This window comes from Pseudomonas sp. PHC1, from assembly GCF_046487845.1.
GTDB classification, from domain to species: Bacteria; Pseudomonadota; Gammaproteobacteria; order Pseudomonadales; family Pseudomonadaceae; genus Aquipseudomonas; species Aquipseudomonas sputi.
The window spans coordinates 56401-74374 of sequence record NZ_JBJXHJ010000012.1; the positions used below are offsets into that span (position 1 = coordinate 56401).

At 62.9% G+C, this 17974-nt stretch carries 14 protein-coding genes and 3 pseudogenes; 14 read left to right on the forward strand and 3 right to left on the reverse strand.

Going from position 1 to position 17974, the window contains the following annotated elements:
- Positions 1-53: 53 nt before the first annotated feature.
- Positions 54-1001, reverse strand: a complete 948-nt coding sequence (locus ACKJSM_RS16725) for a transporter (RefSeq protein WP_134022428.1) — start codon at positions 999-1001, stop codon at positions 54-56.
- A 212-nt stretch (positions 1002-1213) separates the two neighbouring features.
- On the opposite strand from ACKJSM_RS16725, the gene ACKJSM_RS16730 reads away from it, so the two are divergent.
- The 5 genes and pseudogenes from ACKJSM_RS16730 to ACKJSM_RS16750 form a co-directional block, all read left to right on the forward strand.
- Positions 1214-2248, forward strand: a complete 1035-nt coding sequence (locus tag ACKJSM_RS16730; protein ID WP_236178997.1) for an AraC family transcriptional regulator — start codon at positions 1214-1216, stop codon at positions 2246-2248.
- Positions 2249-2304: 56 nt separating this feature from the next.
- On the forward strand, positions 2305-3192 hold the full coding sequence (locus ACKJSM_RS16735; protein WP_339487732.1) for a Dyp-type peroxidase: 888 nt from the start codon (positions 2305-2307) through the stop codon (positions 3190-3192).
- A gap of 9 nt (positions 3193-3201) precedes the next feature.
- On the forward strand, positions 3202-4170 hold the full coding sequence (locus tag ACKJSM_RS16740; RefSeq protein ID WP_339487730.1) for a Gfo/Idh/MocA family oxidoreductase: 969 nt from the start codon (positions 3202-3204) through the stop codon (positions 4168-4170).
- Between the two features lie 120 nt (positions 4171-4290).
- A pseudogene (locus tag ACKJSM_RS16745) lies at positions 4291-4554 on the forward strand (HEAT repeat domain-containing protein); the annotation flags it as partial.
- Positions 4551-4820 (forward strand): annotated as a pseudogene (locus ACKJSM_RS16750) (DUF971 domain-containing protein); the annotation flags it as partial. The pseudogenes ACKJSM_RS16745 and ACKJSM_RS16750, both read left to right, overlap by 4 nt.
- 7 nt (positions 4821-4827) lie before the next feature.
- Here ACKJSM_RS16750 and ACKJSM_RS16755 read toward each other — a convergent pair.
- Positions 4828-6486: a phosphoethanolamine transferase gene (locus ACKJSM_RS16755; RefSeq protein ID WP_410238324.1), complete on the reverse strand. Its 1659-nt coding sequence runs from the start codon at positions 6484-6486 to the stop codon at positions 4828-4830.
- A 201-nt stretch (positions 6487-6687) separates the two neighbouring features.
- Between ACKJSM_RS16755 and lexA the strand changes: the two genes are divergently transcribed.
- The 7 genes from lexA to ACKJSM_RS16790 all read left to right on the forward strand — a co-directional run bounded on the left by lexA (position 6688) and on the right by ACKJSM_RS16790 (position 14311).
- Positions 6688-7305: a transcriptional repressor LexA gene (lexA, locus tag ACKJSM_RS16760; RefSeq protein WP_236179000.1), complete on the forward strand. Its 618-nt coding sequence runs from the start codon at positions 6688-6690 to the stop codon at positions 7303-7305.
- Positions 7305-7922 (forward strand): translesion DNA synthesis-associated protein ImuA, encoded by a 618-nt coding sequence (imuA, locus tag ACKJSM_RS16765; protein WP_339487728.1) that lies wholly within the window; start codon positions 7305-7307, stop codon positions 7920-7922. Before lexA ends, imuA begins: the two co-directional genes overlap by 1 nt.
- Before the next feature lie 7 nt (positions 7923-7929).
- The gene (locus ACKJSM_RS16770; protein ID WP_410238325.1) at positions 7930-9345 is read left to right on the forward strand and encodes a Y-family DNA polymerase; all 1416 of its coding nucleotides are present in this window, start codon (positions 7930-7932) and stop codon (positions 9343-9345) included.
- A complete protein-coding gene (locus ACKJSM_RS16775) occupies positions 9321-12419 on the forward strand; it encodes an error-prone DNA polymerase (RefSeq protein ID WP_410238326.1) in 3099 nt (1032 codons plus the stop codon). Before ACKJSM_RS16770 ends, ACKJSM_RS16775 begins: the two co-directional genes overlap by 25 nt.
- A gap of 151 nt (positions 12420-12570) precedes the next feature.
- Positions 12571-13257 (forward strand): CsgG/HfaB family protein, encoded by a 687-nt coding sequence (locus tag ACKJSM_RS16780; RefSeq protein ID WP_162130490.1) that lies wholly within the window; start codon positions 12571-12573, stop codon positions 13255-13257.
- Positions 13258-13286: 29 nt separating this feature from the next.
- Positions 13287-13655, forward strand: a complete 369-nt coding sequence (locus ACKJSM_RS16785; RefSeq protein WP_236179004.1) for a DUF4810 domain-containing protein — start codon at positions 13287-13289, stop codon at positions 13653-13655.
- Complete coding sequence (locus ACKJSM_RS16790; protein ID WP_236179005.1) at positions 13652-14311, forward strand: DUF799 domain-containing protein; 660 nt, start codon at positions 13652-13654, stop codon at positions 14309-14311. Before ACKJSM_RS16785 ends, ACKJSM_RS16790 begins: the two co-directional genes overlap by 4 nt.
- 303 nt (positions 14312-14614) lie before the next feature.
- On the opposite strand, the pseudogene ACKJSM_RS16795 reads toward ACKJSM_RS16790, so the two are convergent.
- A pseudogene (locus ACKJSM_RS16795) lies at positions 14615-15018 on the reverse strand (ABC transporter ATP-binding protein); the annotation flags it as partial.
- A gap of 15 nt (positions 15019-15033) precedes the next feature.
- On the opposite strand from ACKJSM_RS16795, the gene ACKJSM_RS16800 reads away from it, so the two are divergent.
- Positions 15034-15723, forward strand: coding sequence for a GntR family transcriptional regulator (locus ACKJSM_RS16800; RefSeq protein ID WP_410238327.1), 690 nt, complete (start codon positions 15034-15036; stop codon positions 15721-15723).
- A gap of 132 nt (positions 15724-15855) precedes the next feature.
- On the forward strand, positions 15856-17967 hold the full coding sequence (locus ACKJSM_RS16805) for an ATP-binding protein (RefSeq protein WP_410238328.1): 2112 nt from the start codon (positions 15856-15858) through the stop codon (positions 17965-17967).
- Positions 17968-17974 lie beyond the last annotated feature (7 nt).

Here is a 17974-nt window from a genome sequence, read left to right on the forward strand (position 1 = left end):
TGCAGTACGCTTCGGGCGGCCGTTTGGCCGCCCTTTTTTTGCGGTTCTTTTATTTAAAAAGCATACGGAATACTCACCTTCGCCCACAACATTTCCCCCTCTGGCCGGTTCTCCACGTCGAACTCCTTGGCCCAGCGAATCTCGGCGCTGGCGTACTTGAGGAAGGTGAAGTGCAGCGCCGGGCCGATGGCGAAGACTTTGCCGCGCACGCCGTCGTTCACGTCCTCGCCGGCGAATTGCACGGTGTGGCCGAACTGTTTGTCGTCGGTGGTCTGCTTGAGGTAGTAGCCGTTGATACCGAGCATCAGGTCGTCGGTGATCTTGTAGCTGGCCGAGTAATCGAAGTGGAAGATCTGCCCGGATTTGTAGTCGGTGTCCTTGTTTTTCTCGTTGAAGCTGTAGGTGGTTTTCATCGACACCTCGGTGCGCTCGGTCGGCAGCCAGGTGAACGAGAACAGCGGCTTGTAGGTGTAGAAATTGTTGCTGGTGTTGGCCAGTCGATCGACGCTGTATTCACCGGTGGGCACGGTGATTTCCACGGCAGCGCCGAGGGTCAGGTCCTTGCCCATGTCCCACAGGATGATCGGCGCGATGGTGGTATCGCCCATGCCTTCGCGGGTGTCGCTCAGGCCGAATACCGAGACTTCCTGCTTGAGCCACGGCTGGGCGATGTAGCCGGCCAGGCGCCCGCCGAAAATCCGCACCGGGCTCAGGTAATCGAGGCGCGGAATGACGGCGGTGGATTCGATCTCGACATTCGGCACCTTGCCGCCAAGCGAGCTGATGTTGAGCTTTCGCGACTTGTAGTGGTTGTAGTAGAGGTTGAAGGCGACCATGTTCTCCGGAAGGCTGTCGACTTCCAGCGGCAGCATGAAGAAGCCGTCGGTGCCGGGGCCGATGTTGTCGACGCCGGCTTCGGTGGCCAGCGCCGGCAGGGTCGCAGCGCAGCCGAGCAGGCTCAGCGCCAGTCGCACAGGGAATGTCGCGCGGTTCGGGGTCATGTCCGTCCTCATTATTATTGTGTTTTGGGCGCAACGCCGGCACGCAGGGTGCCCGGCCACGATAGAAATAAGCCCTTGGCGCACAACAGGGCAGGGTATTGGCGGACACGGAAGGGGACTTCTGCGGACAGCCCGCGAACCCTGTGCTAACTTCCTTCGACATAACCGGTTACAAAAATAACAATTCAGCGTGATCCGGAATGTCAGCCTCCATGAACGTAAAAGTCCAAGACCCGACCTTCGAACTGGCGCTGGTGTCGCCGTTTCTCCTGCAAACCCTGGCCGAAGTCGCCGCCAACAAGGGCATCGAGCCGCAGAGCCTGTGCCGTGGCCTGGGTTTTGATGTCGAAGACCTGCAGGATCCGGCGCAGCGGATTTCCTATCGCCAGGCCGTGGCCATGATCCAGCGTGCGCTTAAAGTTTTGCCCAATCAGGGGCTGGGCCTGTGGGTCGGTGCGCAGAACGTGCTCGGGACTCTCGGTTTGCTGGGGCATGTGCTGTCGCTGTGCAAGACCCTGCGCGATGCGTTCGACATTGGCGTTCGGCATCAACACACCTCCGGCGGGATCGTCGTTTCCAGCGTCGATGTGGTGGGCGATCAGGTGTATGTCGACGTTGAATGCCGGCTGCCGTTTGCCGAGGTGCAGGTGTTTGCGGTGGAAGAGTTTTTCGCCAGCCTGCTGGTCTATGGCCGGGCGCTGGTGGGCGAGACGTTCAAGCCGATTGCCGTGGAGTTCATGCACGCCGCGCCGGATTACATCGATGAATACCGGCGCTTGCTGGGGCCGGATGTACGTTTCGGCTGTCTGCACAATCGGATGCTGATCGATGTGCAGTGGCTGGATGTGAACCTGCCCAACCACCATTCGCTGGCGCTGCGTCAGGCGGTGAAGCTGCTGGAGCTGGAAGCGGCGCAGGTTCACCAGAAACTCGATCTGATCCAGGCCGTGGAGCGGGCGATTGCCCGAGACCTGAGTCGGGGCAGCCATATTGAAAAGATTGCTGGTGACCTGAACATGAGCAGCCGTACGCTGCGCCGACGCCTGACCGAGCACTCGCTGACGTTCGAGGCGTTGCTTGAGCAAGTGCGTCAGGCGCGCACGATGAGTCTGTTGGCCAATCCTGATATGCCGATCGAGCGGATTACCGAGGAAGTCGGCTACAGCGACGTGCGCAGTTTTCGCCGGGCGTTCAGGCGCTGGACGGGCAAAAGCCCGAGTGCGTGGCGCAGCGAGTGCGTCATCTGATCCCACACAAATCCTCCGGCTACAGTTAAACTCCGCGCTCTTTCCAAGGAGTCGACATGAGTTACTACCAGCCGGGCATTCTCGCCACCCCTGTTCCGCCGCAAGCTCGTCACCTGTTTTTCGCCCTCGAGTCGGTTGAAGCGCTGCCGCAGGCGATCAACAACCTGCTGAGCCTGGTGGACGGCAAGTCGGCGGTGGTCGGTTTCGGTGAGTCCCTGGCCAAGGCCCTGAATGTGCACATCGACGGCCTGCGCAGCTTTCCGGCGCTGACCGGCGTCGGCGTGGAAAACCCGTCGACCCAGCACGCCCTGTGGGTCTGGCTGCACGGCGTCGACCGTGGCGAACTGCTCAACCGCAGCACCGCCCTTGAGGCCGCACTGGCCCCGGCGCTGCGTCTGGTGCAGATGCAGGAGGCCTTCCGCCACAAGGACGGCCATGACCTCACCGGTTATGAAGACGGCACCGAAAACCCCCATGACGAAGCCGCCATCGCCGCCGCACTGCAAAGTGAAGGCGCTGACGGCCTGGTCGGAGGCAGCTTCGCCGCGATCCAGCAGTGGCAGCACGACCTCAAGGGTTTCCATGCGCTGTCCGCCGAAGACAAGGACAACATCATGGGCCGTCGCCTGAGCGACAACGAAGAGATCGACGACGCCCCGGTGTCCGCCCACGTCAAGCGCACCGCCCAGGAAAGCTTCGCCCCGGAAGCCTTCGTCGTGCGCCGTTCGATGCCGTGGATCGAAGGCGACCGCGCCGGTCTGATGTTCCTCGCGTTCGGCTTCTCCCTCGATGCCTTCGAAGCACAACTGCGCCGTATGAGCGGTCTGGAAGACGGCATCACCGACGGTCTGTACCGCATCAGCCGGCCGATCACCGGCGGCTACTACTGGTGCCCGCCGCTGCAAAACGGCCACCTCGACCTGCGCGCACTGCGCATCGGCTGAGGCGCCAGCATGAACGTGGTGCGCTGGGGCATGATCGGTTGCGGCAGCGTCGCTGAACGCAAGAGCGGGCCGGCCTTCTACAAGGCGCCCGGCTCGGCGTTGGTCGCGGTGATGGGGCGACGCCTCGAAGCCGTGACCGATTACGCCACTCGCCACGGCATCGCCCGGATGTACACCGACGTCGATGCCCTGATCAACGATCCCGAGGTGGACGCGGTGTACATCGCCACGCCACCCGACAGCCACCACGCCTACAGCCTTAAAGTCGCCGCCGCCGGCAAGCATTGCTGCGTGGAAAAACCCATGGCACTCAACGCCGGGCAAAGCCGTGAAATGCAGCAGGCGTTTGCCGATGCCGGTTTGCACCTGTTCGTCTCCTATTACCGTCGTTCGTTGCCGCGTTTCCAGCAGGTTCGGCAATGGCTGGAGCAGGGGCGAATCGGCGAGGTGCGGCATTTGAGCTGGACGCTGACCAAGGCACCATCGCCCAAGGATCTGGACGGCAGCGCAAACTGGCGTACCGATCCGGCAGTGGCCGGTGGCGGGTACTTCGCGGATCTGGCCAGCCATGGGTTCGACCTGTTTCAGTATCTGCTGGGCGATATCGTTGACGTCGCCGGCTTTACCGCACATCAGGCCGGGTTGTACGCGGCGGAGGATGCGGTCAGTGCCAGTTGGCGATTCGCCTCGGGCGCGCTGGGCATGGGCTGCTGGAGTTTTGTTGCGGATCGGCGCGAGGATCGGGTCGAGATCATCGGCAGTAAAGGGCGGATCGGATTTTCGGTGTTCGACGAGCATCCGGTCGAGCTGCATGCCGATGACGACATCCGCCTGCAAATCCCCCATCACGACCACATCCAGTGGCACCACGTACTGGGCATGAACGCGCAGATTCGCGGTGAGTCGCAGCACCCGGCAGTCGCCGCCGAAGCCCTGAAGACCGATTGGGTGATGGATCAGATCCTCAAACGCCACTGATTCGCTGGTCGCACTCAATACCAATGTGGGAGCAACTGTCTTGACCCTGCCATTCGTCACCGCCATTCGGTACCGTCACGCAGCATGGCATTTAGTCTGATCAGTAGTATCCGCATGCAGGCGATGATCGAAGCCTTGGCCGACGACTACTGGCAGGTTCGCCTGCGCGCTACCCGCAGCCTCGGCCGTTTGCGTTACGTGCCGGCCCTCGACGCGCTGATCGACACCCTCGGCCACCGCACCAGCAACCTGCGCAAGGAAGCCGCGCTGGCCCTCGGCGAACTGAACGATCGCGGGGCGGTGGCCGCATTGCAGGCCGCGCAGGACGATGGCGACCCGGAAGTGCGCAAAGCCGTACGGATTGCCTTGAGTCAGTTGCAATGAATCCGCTGTCGGTCGGCGATTCCCAACGTGAACACCGATGGCGGCTGAGCTGGCCGGATGGCCGCGAACAGTGGCTCGACCATGCCGAACTGCGCCGCCAGTGCCCGTGCTCGCAATGCCGGGCATTTCGCCTGCGGGGCTCGCCGCCCATGGTTGACCCGCGTGTGCGGGTCATCGAATTGAACGCTCAGGGCTATGGCCTGCAACTGGTGTTCAGCGACGGCCATCAGCGCGGGATTTACCCGTGGGCCTATCTGGCGCAGCTGGAGGGGATCACTGTCCCGCCGTCATTGCCGGCCGACAGGCATGGAAAATATCCAGCCCCGGCTGATACAGCGACGTCCTGACCTCGAACAACCCCAGCACCGAGTGGAACAGGTTGTCATGGCTCAGATCCGGCTGGCTGCTTTTACCTTGCAGGCAGCCTCGGTCGATGCCGAGTTGCGCGAGGGTGTTGTTGCCGAACCACATCACCATTGGCACATGGGTCTGCGCCTCCGGCGCCAGCGCATAAGGCGCGGCGTGCAGATACAGGCCGTTTTCGCCCAGTGATTCGCCATGATCGGACACGTACAGCATCGATGTATCGAGGTGATCCTGATTGCGCTTGAGCAGCTCGATCACCTTGGCCAGGAAATGGTCGGTGTAGAGGATCGTGTTGTCGTAGACATTGACCAGTTCGTCACGGCTGCAACTGCCCAGCTGGTTGGTGTGGCAGATCGGTTTGAAGCGCTCCATCTCCTTGGGATAGCGCTCGTAGTATTCCGGGCCGTGGCTGCCGTCGGCGTGCAGGACGATGATCGCGTTGCCCTTGAGGCTGTCGATGTAGCCTTGCAGGTCGGCCAGGAGCGCTTCGTCGAGGCAGTTGTTGCCGTCGCAGAACGGCCCCGGCTGATTCTTCGCGATGTCGCGGTTCGGCACGCGCAGGCAGGTGCCCTTGCAGTCGCTGTTGTTGTCCAGCCACAGCACTTGCACACCGGCCCGTTGCAGGATGTCCAGCAGGCCTTGGTAGGTTTTGCCTTTCTTGTCGCTGTAGTCCTCGCGCGGGAACATCGAGAACATGCACGGCACCGACACCGCCGTCGAAGTGCCGCAGGAATGCACCTGGGTGAAATTGAGGATGTCGAGTTTGCTCAGCTCGGGATTGGTCTCGCGCTCATAGCCGTTGAGCGAGAAGTGGTCGGCCCGGGCGGTTTCACCGACCACGAACACCATCAGCGATTTCTTCTCGCGGGAGGCCGCCTTGGCGCTCATGACTGCGTCTTCGCCGATGGCCTGCACCACGAAATGCTTTTTGATCCCCAGCCGTTGCTTGGTGTATTTGCTGATCGCGTAGATGTAGTTGGTCGGGTTGATGAAGTGGGTGAGCTTGTCTTCCTCGCGAAAGATCGGCGCGTAGGTCGAATAGAACGCGCCCACCGAAGCGCCGATCACCAGCACGCAAGCTGCGATCACCAGCACCTTGTTCAGCAAGCCCCGAAAGAACGGCCGATAAACCACCGGCCAGCGCCAGATCAGCACGGCCGGCAACACGCCGAGCAACAGCACGTAAGCGAGCAGTTTGCCGCTGAACAGCGCGGTGGCTTCGCCGGGATTGGTTTCGAACACGTTCTGGATCATCACCGTGTCGATGGTGATGCCGTACTCGTTCATGAAGTACGCCGCGCAGGCCGAGAGCAAAGCCACCAGGGTCAACGCCGGTTTCAACGTCCAGCGAAACGACACCAGCGTTAGCAGCAGCGTGATTGCCGCCCACAGAAACAGCCCGAAGGACGCGAAAAACGCCAGTTTCTGTGCGCCTTGCAGGGTGATCAGTGTTCCCAGCGCCCTCCAGGTCGCCAGGTTGTACAGCGCCACCAGTGCCAGCGAAAACAGCAGCACCAGGCGGGTCGGAGTGATGACTGGCAAGCGCAGTCCTTTGCCCAACGCCATTTGAATCGTTCCTCTACCGATAGAAAACACATACGAATGTGCTCCTGACTGTAGAAGATGATTGGTAAAAATTTTGTAAACATCCGGTAACAGTTTTTTGAGCGATGGCTGACGTAACTCAGGTGGCCGTTGAGCACCGCGCGATGAAGTTGGATCGAGCTGACTGGCGGTGCTTGTCAGGAAAATCCCACAGGAGTACAAATGTACTCCATGACGACTCTGACTCCCCGCCGTACCGCCATCCTGACCTTCATCCGCGAACGCATCGCCGAACACGGTCAGCCCCCAAGCCTCGCTGAAATCAGCGAGGCTTTTGGTTTTGCCTCCCGCAGCGTGGCGCGCAAGCATGTGCTGGCGCTCACTGAAGCCGGGTTTATCGAGGTCAATCCGCATCAGGCCCGGGGCATTCGCCTGCTCGGGCAACCGGCGCGACCGGAACTGCTCGAAGTCCCGGTGCTCGGCCGGGTGGCCGCCGGTGCGCCCATCGGCGCCGATGCCGACCTGCACAATCGGCTGATGCTCGACCCGGCGCTGTTCTCCCGCACGCCCGACTACATGCTGCGGGTGCAGGGTGATTCGATGATCGAGGACGGCATTCTCGACGGCGACCTGGTCGGCGTGCGACGCAACCCCGAGGCGCTCAACGGCCAGATCGTGGTGGCGCGGCTCGACGGTGAAGTCACCATCAAACGCTTCGAGCGGGTCGGCGATGAGGTTCGCCTGTTGCCGCGCAACCCGGCGTACCAGCCGATTGTGGTGCGGGACGATCAGGACCTGGCCATCGAAGGGGTGTTCTGCGGTCTGGTGAGGCAAGGTTGATGGGGGCCGTCGTTGCGCTGGATACGCTGTTCAATGGTGGCCAGGTCTGGAAGGGTCGGCCTGCGCCACCGACCGCCAGCCCGCAACCCACCGGGCACGCGGCGCTGGACGCGGCCTTGCCCAGTGGCGGCTGGCCTGAGGCGGCGCTGAGCGAAATCCTCCTGGCCGGGCCCGGTGTCGGTGAGCTGCAACTGGTGTGGCCGACCCTGGCGCGGCTGTCGGTGGCGGGCGAGCGCATCGTGCTGGTGGCGCCGCCGTTTGTGCCGTATCCGCAGGCCTGGGCCAATGCCGGGGTCGATCTGCGTCAGTTGTCGGTGATCCAGGCCAGCGAACGCGATGCCTTGTGGGCGGCAGAACAATGCCTGCGCTCGGGCAGTTGCGGCGCGGTGCTGTGCTGGCCGCACAAGGCCGATGACCGTGCCTTGCGCCGTTTGCAGGTGGCGGCGGAAACCGGCCAGACCCTGGCATTCGCGTGGCGGCCCTTGAGCGAAGCGGTCAACCCGTCGCCGGCCGCACTGCGCATTGCCATTGATGCACGACCTGCACAATTGCGCGTGCTCAAGTGCCGGGGCGGTCTGGCGCGCAGCGCACCGATTGCCTTCGCCGTGGGGCATTGAGGTCGCCATGCGCTGGGTTTGCATTCTGTTCCCGCAATTGGCCCTCGACGCCGTGCTGCGTCAGCGTCCCGATCCCGAGCAACCCTTGGCGCTGCTCAGCGGCCCGGCCCAGCGTCGGGTGCTGCAAGCGGTCAACCCGGCGGCTCGGGCCCTGGGCTTGCGGCCGGGGCAGTCGATGACCGCCGCGCAGGCCATGAGCAAAGGGTTCGCCACCGTCGATTACGACGCGGCCGAGGTCGAACACTGGCAGCAGTTTCTCGCCGCCTGGGCCTATCGCTTCAGCGCCCAGGTCAGCGTGCATTACCCGCGCACCGTGGTGTTCGAGATCGAATCGAGCCTCGGGCTGTTCGGTTCCTGGGCGCAGTTCGAGGCGCGATTGCGCACGGAACTGACGGAGCTGGGTTTTCGGCACCGCATCGTTGCCGCGCCCAATCCGGTGGCGGCGCGGGTGTTGGCCAATGCCTATGACGGACTGGTGGTGCCCGATGGCGATGCCTTGCGCCATCACCTCGGGCAATTGCCGGTCGAGCGCATCGGGCTTGAGCCGAGCGTGGCCACGGCGCTGACGCGCATGGGCCTGCGCAACCTTCATCAGGTGCAGAGCCTGCCGCGTCAGGCCCTGGCCCGGCGTTTCGAGGCGCCGATGCTCAAACATCTGGATACGCTGTTCGGCGCACGACCGCTGGCGTTGGCGTTCTATCTGCCGCCGGATCGCTTCGATGTGCGCATCGAACTCAATTTCGACGTGCAGTCCCATCAGGCGCTGCTGTTCCCATTGCGCCGCCTGACGTCCGATCTGGCGGCGTTTTTGTGCGGGCGCGACAGCGGCGTGCAGCGCTTCGATCTGCACCTGGAGCACGCCGGGCTGCCGGACACGCGGGTCAAGGTCGGCCTGCTCAGCGCCGAGCGTGACCCGGCGATGCTCTTCGAATTGGCCCGTGGCCGATTGGAGCAGGTGCAGGTCGAAGCCCCGGTGCGCGGCTTTCGTCTGCGCGCCGAGGATCTGCCAAGTTTCGTGCCGCAGTTTCAGGAACTGTTCGACGATCGCCCGCAGCAGACCTTGCCCTGGGAGCAATTGCGCGAACGTCTGCGCGCGCGGCTGGGTGATGACGCGGTGCAGGGCCTGCGCTTTCAGGCCGATCATCGCCCCGAGTGCGCGTGGCAGAACGCCGATGACAAACAGCGTTGCCCTGCATTGCCGGGTGTGCAGCGTCCGGGCTGGTTGTTGGGCGAGCCGCAGTCGGTGCCCGAAGGTTCGGCGCGCATCCTCATGGGCCCGGAACGCATCGAGTCCGGCTGGTGGGACGGTGACGATGTGCGCCGCGACTATTACCTGATCCAGAACCGCGCCGGCCAGCAAGGCTGGGCGTATCGGGCGGTGGGTGAGGGCGGTCCGTTGTGGCTGCAGGGCTGGTTCGCGTGAGCCAGGGTTATGCCGAGTTGCACTGCCTGTCGAACTTCAGTTTCCAGCGCGGGGCCTCCAGTGCGCTGGAGCTGTTCCAGCGGGCGAAGCAACACGGCTATCAGGCGCTGGCGATCACCGATGAATGCACCCTGGCCGGGATCGTCCGTGCCTGGCAAGCGGCAAAATCCGTGGAGCTGCCGCTGATTATCGGCAGCGAGATGCGCATCGAGAACGGCCCGAAACTGGTGTTGCTGGTGGAGAACATCGAGGGTTATCAGGCGCTGTGCGGCTTGATTACCCAGGCCCGACGGCGTACCCAGAAAGGCCAGTATCAAATATTGCGCGAGGACTTCAGCGAACCGCTGCCGGGGCTATTGGTGCTGTGGGTGCCGGATGCGGTCGATGAGGTGGAAGAGGGTCGCTGGCTGAAGCAGACGTTCGGCGAGCGTTTGTGGCTGGCGGTGCAGTTGCATCGCGGACAGAACGATCAGCAACGGCTGGCCGCACTGCTGAGTCTGGCGGATGAGCTGCAGATTCCGGCAGTGGCCAGCGGTGATGTGCACATGCACGCCCGTGGCCGGCGGGCCTTGCAGGACACCATGACCGCGATCCGCCATCACGTCCCGGTAGCGGAAGCCGGATTGCGCCTGCACCCCAATGGCGAGCGGCATTTGCGCAGCCGCGATGTGTTGCGCGAGTTGTATCCGCAGACTTTGCTGGACGAGTCGGTGAGTCTGGCCCGCCGCTGCACCTTCGATCTGAGCGAGTTGCGCTATCAATACCCCAGAGAGCTGGTGCCTGAAGAGCACAGCGCCAGCTCCTGGCTGCGCCACCTGACCGAGCAAGGCATCGCCTGGCGCTGGCCGAAAGGCGCCCAGCCCAAGGTGCTCAAGCAGATCGACGATGAGCTGGAACTGATCGCCGAACTCGGCTACGAAAGCTACTTCCTCACCGTGCACGACGTGGTGGACTTCGCCCGCAAGCAGAAAATCCTCTGTCAGGGTCGCGGTTCGGCAGCCAATTCAGCGGTGTGTTTTGCCCTGGGCATCACCGAGATCGACCCGGATCGCACCACGCTGCTGTTTGAGCGTTTCATGTCGAGGGAGCGCAACGAGCCGCCGGACATCGACGTGGATTTCGAGCACGAACGCCGGGAAGAAGTCCTGCAATACGTATTCCGGCGTTATGGCCGCCGTCGTGCGGCACTGACGGCGGTGGTCAGCACCTACCACGCGGCCGGCGCGATCCGCGACGTGGCCAAGGCGCTGGGCTTGCCGCCGGACCAGATCAATGCGCTGGCCGACTGCTGCGGTCACTGGAGCGATGACACGCCGCCCGTGGAGCGCTTGCGCGAAGGTGGTTTTGACCCCGAAAGTCCGCTGCTGCACCGGGTGCTGAGCCTGACCGGGCAACTGATCGGCTTCCCCCGGCACCTGTCGCAACACCCCGGTGGTTTCGTGATTTCCGAGCAACCGCTGGACACGCTGGTGCCGGTGGAGAACGCCGCCATGGCCGACCGCACCATCATCCAGTGGGACAAGGATGACCTCGACGCCGTCGGGCTGCTCAAGGTGGATATCCTCGCCCTGGGCATGCTCAGCGCGATCCGCCGCTGTTTCGACCTGCTGCGCCGTCATCGTCATCAGGACTTGAGCCTGGCCACGATCCCGCCTGAGGATCGTCCGACCTACGACATGATCAGCCGCGCCGATACCATCGGCGTGTTCCAGATCGAATCCCGGGCGCAGATGTCGATGCTGCCGCGCCTGCGCCCGCAAACCTTCTATGACCTGGTGATCGAGGTGGCCATCGTCCGGCCGGGGCCGATCCAGGGCGGCATGGTCCATCCGTACCTGCGCCGCCGGAACAAGGAAGAAGAGGAAACTTATCCGTCCCCGGAGCTGGAAGTGGTGCTCAAGCGCACCCTCGGCGTGCCGCTGTTTCAGGAACAGGTGATGCAGATCGCCATCGTCGCGGCCGACTACAGTCCCGGCGAGGCCGATCAATTGCGCCGCTCCATGGCCGCGTGGAAACGCCACGGCGGGCTGGAGCCGCACAAGGAACGATTGGCCGCCGGCATGAAGAAAAATGGCTACTCCCCGGAATTCGCCGCGCAGATCTTCGAGCAGATCAAGGGCTTCGGCAGTTACGGTTTCCCTGAATCCCACGCCGCCAGTTTTGCCTTGCTGACCTATGCCAGTTGCTGGCTCAAGTGCCACGAACCGGCGGCGTTCGCCTGCGCGCTGATCAACAGTTGGCCGATGGGGTTCTACAGTCCGGATCAGATTCTTCAGGACGCACGCCGGCATCATTTACAGATCCGCCCGGTGGATGTACGCGCCAGTGACTGGGATTGCAGCCTGGAACCGGTCACCGGCGAGCAACCGGCCATCCGCATGGGCCTGCGAATGATCAAGGGGTTTCGCGAGGAGGATGCCCGCAGCATTGAAAGCGCTCGGGCGAGGGGCGCGTTTGCCGATGTCGCCGATCTGGGCGAGCGGGCCGGGCTCGACAGTCGCGCCCAGGCGCTGCTGGCCGATGCCGGGGCACTGCGCGGCCTGGCCGGTCATCGTCATCGGGCACGCTGGGAAGTGGCCGGGGTGCAGAAACAGCTCGGGTTGTTTGCCGGGTTACCGAGTCAGGAAGAGCCGGATGTGCTGCTGCCGACGCCGAGTGTCAGCGAAGACCTGTTCACCGATTACGCCACTCTCGGTACCACGCTGGGGCCGCATCCGCTGACGTTGTTGCGCGATGAATTGCGGGCGCGGCGCTGTCGCAGTTCCCGGGAGTTGCTGGACGTCGAGCATGGCCGGCCGGTCAGCGTGGCGGGGCTGGTGACCGGGCGCCAGCGACCGGGCACTGCCAGCGGTGTGACCTTCGTGACCCTGGAAGACGAGTTCGGCAACGTCAACGTGGTGGTCTGGCGCGACCTGGCCGAGCGCCAGCGTCAGGTGCTGGTGGGCTCACAATTGCTCAAGGTCGATGGCCGCTGGGAGCGAGAAGGTGAAGTGCGGCATCTGATCGCCGGACGCTTGAGTGACCTCAGCCCGCTGCTCAACGGGATTCGGGTGCAAAGCCGCGATTTCCACTGACGGCAACTGGGTGATTTATAAGCCAATTTGCTGGCGTCAAAAAAACCTGTCCTCACTGATGGCACTTTGGCATAATGCCGCCCCTTTCCCGATCCCCCACGATTTTGCCGTGCCGGGACACATCATTTTTCAGAAGGAATGCACAGTGAGAATGATCTCCCGGATGTTGGTCTCGGGCGTTGCAATTGCCGTCCTCGGCACCCTGGCCGGTTCGCTTTCCGGTTGCGCCACCGAGAGCTCCCGCGCACTGCCGGTGGCCAAGGTGGAAAGCGCCTCCCAGGCCTGGTCCGGTGTGCGTATCCCGATGGCCGTGGGCAAGTTCGACAACCGTTCGAGCTACATGCGCGGGATCTTCTCCGACGGCGTCGACCGTCTCGGCGGTCAGGCCAAGACCATCCTGATCACTCACTTGCAGCAGACCAACCGTTTCTCCGTGCTCGACCGCGACAACATGGGCGAGATCCAGCAGGAAGCGGCGATCAAGGGCCAGGCCCAGCGTCTGAAAGGCGCCGATTACGTGGTCACGGGTGACGTTACCGAATTCGGCCGCAAAGAGACCGGTGATCATCAACTGTTCGGCATTCTCGGCCGTGGCAAGACTCAGGTCGCCTACGCCAAGGTCAACCTGAACATCGTCAACATCAGCACCTCCGAAGTGGTGTATTCGACCCAGGGCGCCGGCGAGTACGCCTTGTCCAACCGCGAAATCATCGGCTTCGGCGGCACCGCTGCCTACGACTCCACCCTCAACGGCAAAGTCCTCGATCTGGCCATGCGCGAGGCGATCAATCGCCTGGTTGATGGCATGAACGCCGGCGCCTGGAAACCGGGCAACTGATAGACGCCCATCGCAAGGAGCAACACACCATGAATCTGTCCCTGTCCCGGTCGCTGATGGCCCTGACCCTGGCCGCCAGCGCTTTGCTGGCCGGTTGCAGCAGCCCGCAAACCCTGTACCAGTGGGAAGGCTACCAGCCGCAAGTCTACGAATACTTCAAAAGCGAAACGCCGAAAGAGGCTCAGGCCGAAGCGCTGGAAGCCGATCTGCAAAAGATCCGTGCCAGTGGCAAGCCGGTACCGCCGGGTTACCACGCCCACCTCGGTCTGCTGTACCTGAGCATGGGCAAGGACGATCAGATGGTGCAGCAGCTGCGCACCGAAAAGACCCTGTTCCCCGAGTCCGGCACGTACATGGATTTTCTGCTTAAGAACGCCAAGAGCGGAGACGCCCAATGATCTCGCGTGCCTTGAAACTGTTGGCTGCGGGCCTGGCACTGACCGTTCTGGGTGGCTGTGTTGCACCGAAAACCGTGGATTACTCGGCGTACAAACAAGCACGGCCGAAATCCATTCTGGTGCTGCCGCCGCTGAACACCTCGCCGGACGTCAAGGCGTCCTACAGCCTGTTGTCGCAAGTGACGTTCCCGCTGGCCGAAGCCGGTTACTACGTGCTGCCGATCACGCTGGTCGACGAGACGTTCCGCCAGAACGGCCTGACCACGCCGGATGACATCCATGCGGTGCCGGCCAACAAACTGCAGGAAATCTTCGGTGCCGATGCGGCGTTGTACATCACGGTCAGCGAGTACGGCACGCGCTACATCGTGATCAGCAGCGAAACGGCCGTCACCGCCAGCGCCAAGCTTGTGGACCTGAAAACCGGCGTCACCCTGTGGACCGGCGCGGCCCGGGCGTCGAGCGAAGAGGGCGGCAACAACAGCGGTGGCGGCCTGATCGGCGCGCTGATCACCGCGGCGGTGAAGCAGATCATCAACAGCTCCACCGATGCCGGCTACCCGATTGCCGGTGTGGCCAGCAATCGACTGCTGTCGGCCGGTCATCCGGCGGGCCTGCTGTACGGGCCACGGTCGCCGAAGTACGGCACCGACTGAGATCCAGGCTCCTGATCATTCTCACGCCGAGCGCGAGAAGGGGCGGATCTGCCGACAGGGCATTGAAGAAGCTGAGCGGCGTGGCATTGACCCGGCCTTCGCCGTCCAGGGTGGTGACCCGTGCAATCGGGCGCGGCACCACGCTGTCGATCAAAACCTTCCTGGAAAAACAGCTGCACGTAGCTCTGCCAGTTGCCATTGGGCCTGCCAGTCGACGCCGCCGCAGGTGTGGCGCGGAAGCAGGCTGATGTAGCCCATGATGCCCAGCGCAATGGCGATCAGGGCAAGCAAGGTCAACACCACCGCCAGGGCCCGGGCCAGCGCCACGCGTTGCTGCTGGCCACCGGACCATTGCGCCGGTTTGCACCCGGCCAGGTACTCCATTTGCACCCGTGCGAGCATCTCAGCGACCCGTGCGGGCAGGGTCTTGCGATCAAGACCCTGCATCTCGAAGCCGAAGGCGATATTCTGCGCAACATTCACAGGTGCGCAAACAGCACGTAACTCTGGAACACCGTGTGGCCCCGACGCTTGAACGGCGGCAGGTGATTGACCGTTTCGCCCGCCAGACGGATCTCACCGTCGCTGACATGTTCGAAACCGGCGATGGTGCGCAGCAGGGGGGGCTTGCCGCAGCCCGAGGGGCCGAGCAGGGTGAACAACTCATTTTCCTGGCTGACGCTTTCGCCAGGGACCGTTGCCAGCATTGAATGAGCTTTCAAATGACCGAGAAAAAAACGGAAACCACTGTCGACCGCGTCTACCAAGGGGTTTACGAGGCGATCAGCAAGCGCTCGCTGCGTCCGGGGATGAAGCTGGGTGAGGCGTCGCTGGCGGAACTGTTCAATGTCAGCCGCACGTCGGTTCGTGCCGCGCTCAAACAATTGGAGGCTGATGGACTGGTCACCACCGAGCCCAATAAAGGTGCGTCGGTGTCGCTGCCCAGTGATGAAGAGATCCGTTCGCTGTTCGAAACCCGGCGCCTGATCGAGATCGGCATCGTCACCGAACTGTGCCGGCGCAAGGACTCTGCCGCGATGCAGGATTTGCGTGACCACCTGCTGCTGGAAGACGAAGCCCACGAAGCGGGCGATCACGAGCGACTGATTCACCTGCTCGGCGAGTTCCACATCAAACTGGCTCGCAGCCTGAACAATCCTGTACTGCTCGACTGGTTTCAGAAGCTGATATCCCGCGCCTCGCTGTACGCCGCGGCGCTGGACGATGACAGCCATGAGGCCTGCCGTGATGACGAGCACCTGCGTCTGATCGAGTACATTGAAGCCGGCAACCAGAGCGCGGCGATCGAGCTGACCTGCATGCACCTGGACGGTATCCAGAAGGCGATTCTTGACGTCGCTTCGAAGATGAAGACCGGCTACCATCCGCTCAAACACCTGATCGAAGTCTGAACATCGAGCGCAGGTGAAATCGGCTATACCTCTAATGAAACCATCGCTGCCCGGCACGCTCGAAACAGACGGGCGCGGCGTTTGAACGCGCAGCGATAGAACCGGATCCACCACAAGGCGTTGAAGCAGCCAATGCAGTTTTTAACCGAGAGCCATGGGTGTGACGGCTGGCAAGGCGAGATGGCCGGGCGCATCCGAGCATTCGACTGGAGCGGGACGGATCTGGGCCCCCTCGAAACCTGGCCGGCCAGCCTGTGCAGCACGGTCCAGCTGATGCTGGCCTCGCCGTTGCCGATGGTCATGCTCTGGGGCCGTGCCGGTTACATGATCTACAACGACGCCTATTCCCGATTCGCTGGCGGACGACATCCTTACCTGCTCGGATCGCCGGTGGAACTGGGTTGGCCGGAGGTCGCCGATTTCAACCGGCATGTGGTGGACACCTGCCTGGCGGGTGGCACCCTGGAGTATCGCAACAAAGTTCTGGTGCTGCTGCGCGACGGGGTGCCGGAGGACGTCTGGCTCGACCTTTATTACAGCCCGGTGGCCAACGATGCCGGCGTGCCTTCGGGCGTCATGGCGATGGTGGTGGAAACCACTGAACTGGTGTTGTCCGAGCGTCTGCGCCAGGCCGCTGAAGATGCCTATCGCGCCGATAACGAGCGGGTGCGACTGGCACTGAATGCCGGCGCATTGATCGGCTCCTTTGTCTGGGACGTCAGAAACAATGTGCTGTCGGCCGACGAGCGTTTTGCCCGGACATTCTCCTACCCGCCGGATCAAGACCTGACCAACCTGCCGCAACATATCGCCGAAGCGCACATTCATCCTGACGATCGCAATTGGGTACAGGAGTGCGTGGAGAATTCGGTGCGTACCGGCGAGCCCTACAACGCCGAGTACCGGGTGGTGCGTGCCGATGGCAGTTGTCTGTGGGTGCTCGCCAGCGGCGCTTGTGAATTCGACGAGCAGGGCCGGCCGTTCCGTTTTCCCGGTGTGCTGATCGATATTCACGAGCGCAAGATTGCCGAAGAATCCCTGCTCAAGTTCACCCGCAACCTCGAGCAGCGTGTGGCAGATGAAGTCGAAGCGCGCCTCGCCGCCGAAGAGCAGTTGCGCCAGTCGCAGAAACTCGAAGCCATCGGTGGCCTCACGGGCGGTGTGGCCCATGACTTCAACAACCTGCTGCAAGTGATCGCCGGCAACCTGCATCTGCTGGCTCGCCATGAACCGGACAATGCCAACGTCCAGCGTCGGGTCGGCGCCTCGCTGGCGGCGGTGGAGCGCGGCGCCAAGCTGTCTTCGCAACTGCTCGCGTTTGCCCGGCGTCAGCCGCTGTCGCCGGCGGTGTGCAATCCCCGGCAGATCTTCGAAGGTGTCGGCGAGTTGCTGCAACGGGCGCTGGGCGAAACCATCCAGATCGACGTGCAACTGCCGGATGAACCGTGGCACATCAACGTCGACCGCAATCAACTGGAAAACGCCATTCTCAATCTGGCGATCAATGCCCGGGACGCCATGAAGGGCGAGGGCACGATTGTGCTCGGCGCCTCCAATCTCTCACTGGACCGGGCGTTCTGTTCGGGCAAAGGCATCGTGCCGGGGGATTTCGTGCGGGTCTCGGTCAGTGACAGCGGCGTGGGCATTGCCCCCCACATACTCGAGCAAGTGTTCGAACCGTTCTTTACCACCAAGGCCGACGGCCAGGGCACCGGTCTCGGCTTGAGCATGGTGTTCGGTTTCGTCAAACAGAGCGGCGGGCATGTGGAGATCGACAGTCAGGTGGGCCAGGGCACGCGAGTGCAGTTGTACTTCCCGCGCAGCCTGCGACCGATGGGTGAAGCAGCACCCAGTGTGGAAGAACACCTCACGGGCGGTCACGAAACGATCCTGGTGGTCGAGGACAACGAAGCGGTGCGCACCTCGGCAGTCGAGCTGTTGCGCGAAGAAGGCTACCGCGTGCTGATCGCCGGCAATGGCGACGCGGCCATGCAGATGTTGATGGAGGGCGCCCGGGTCGACCTGATCTTCACTGACGTGGTCATGCCCGGTCTTATCAAGAGCTCCGATCTGGCGGCGTGGGCCAAGGTGCAAATGCCGCCGGTGGCGGTGCTGTTCACCTCGGGCCACACCCGCGACATCATCTCGCGCAACCACCAGCTCAGCCCTGACACCCATTTGCTCGGCAAGCCTTACAGTCCCGAAGCATTGCTGCAGATGATCCGTTCCGTGCTTAGTACCTGAGCCCAAA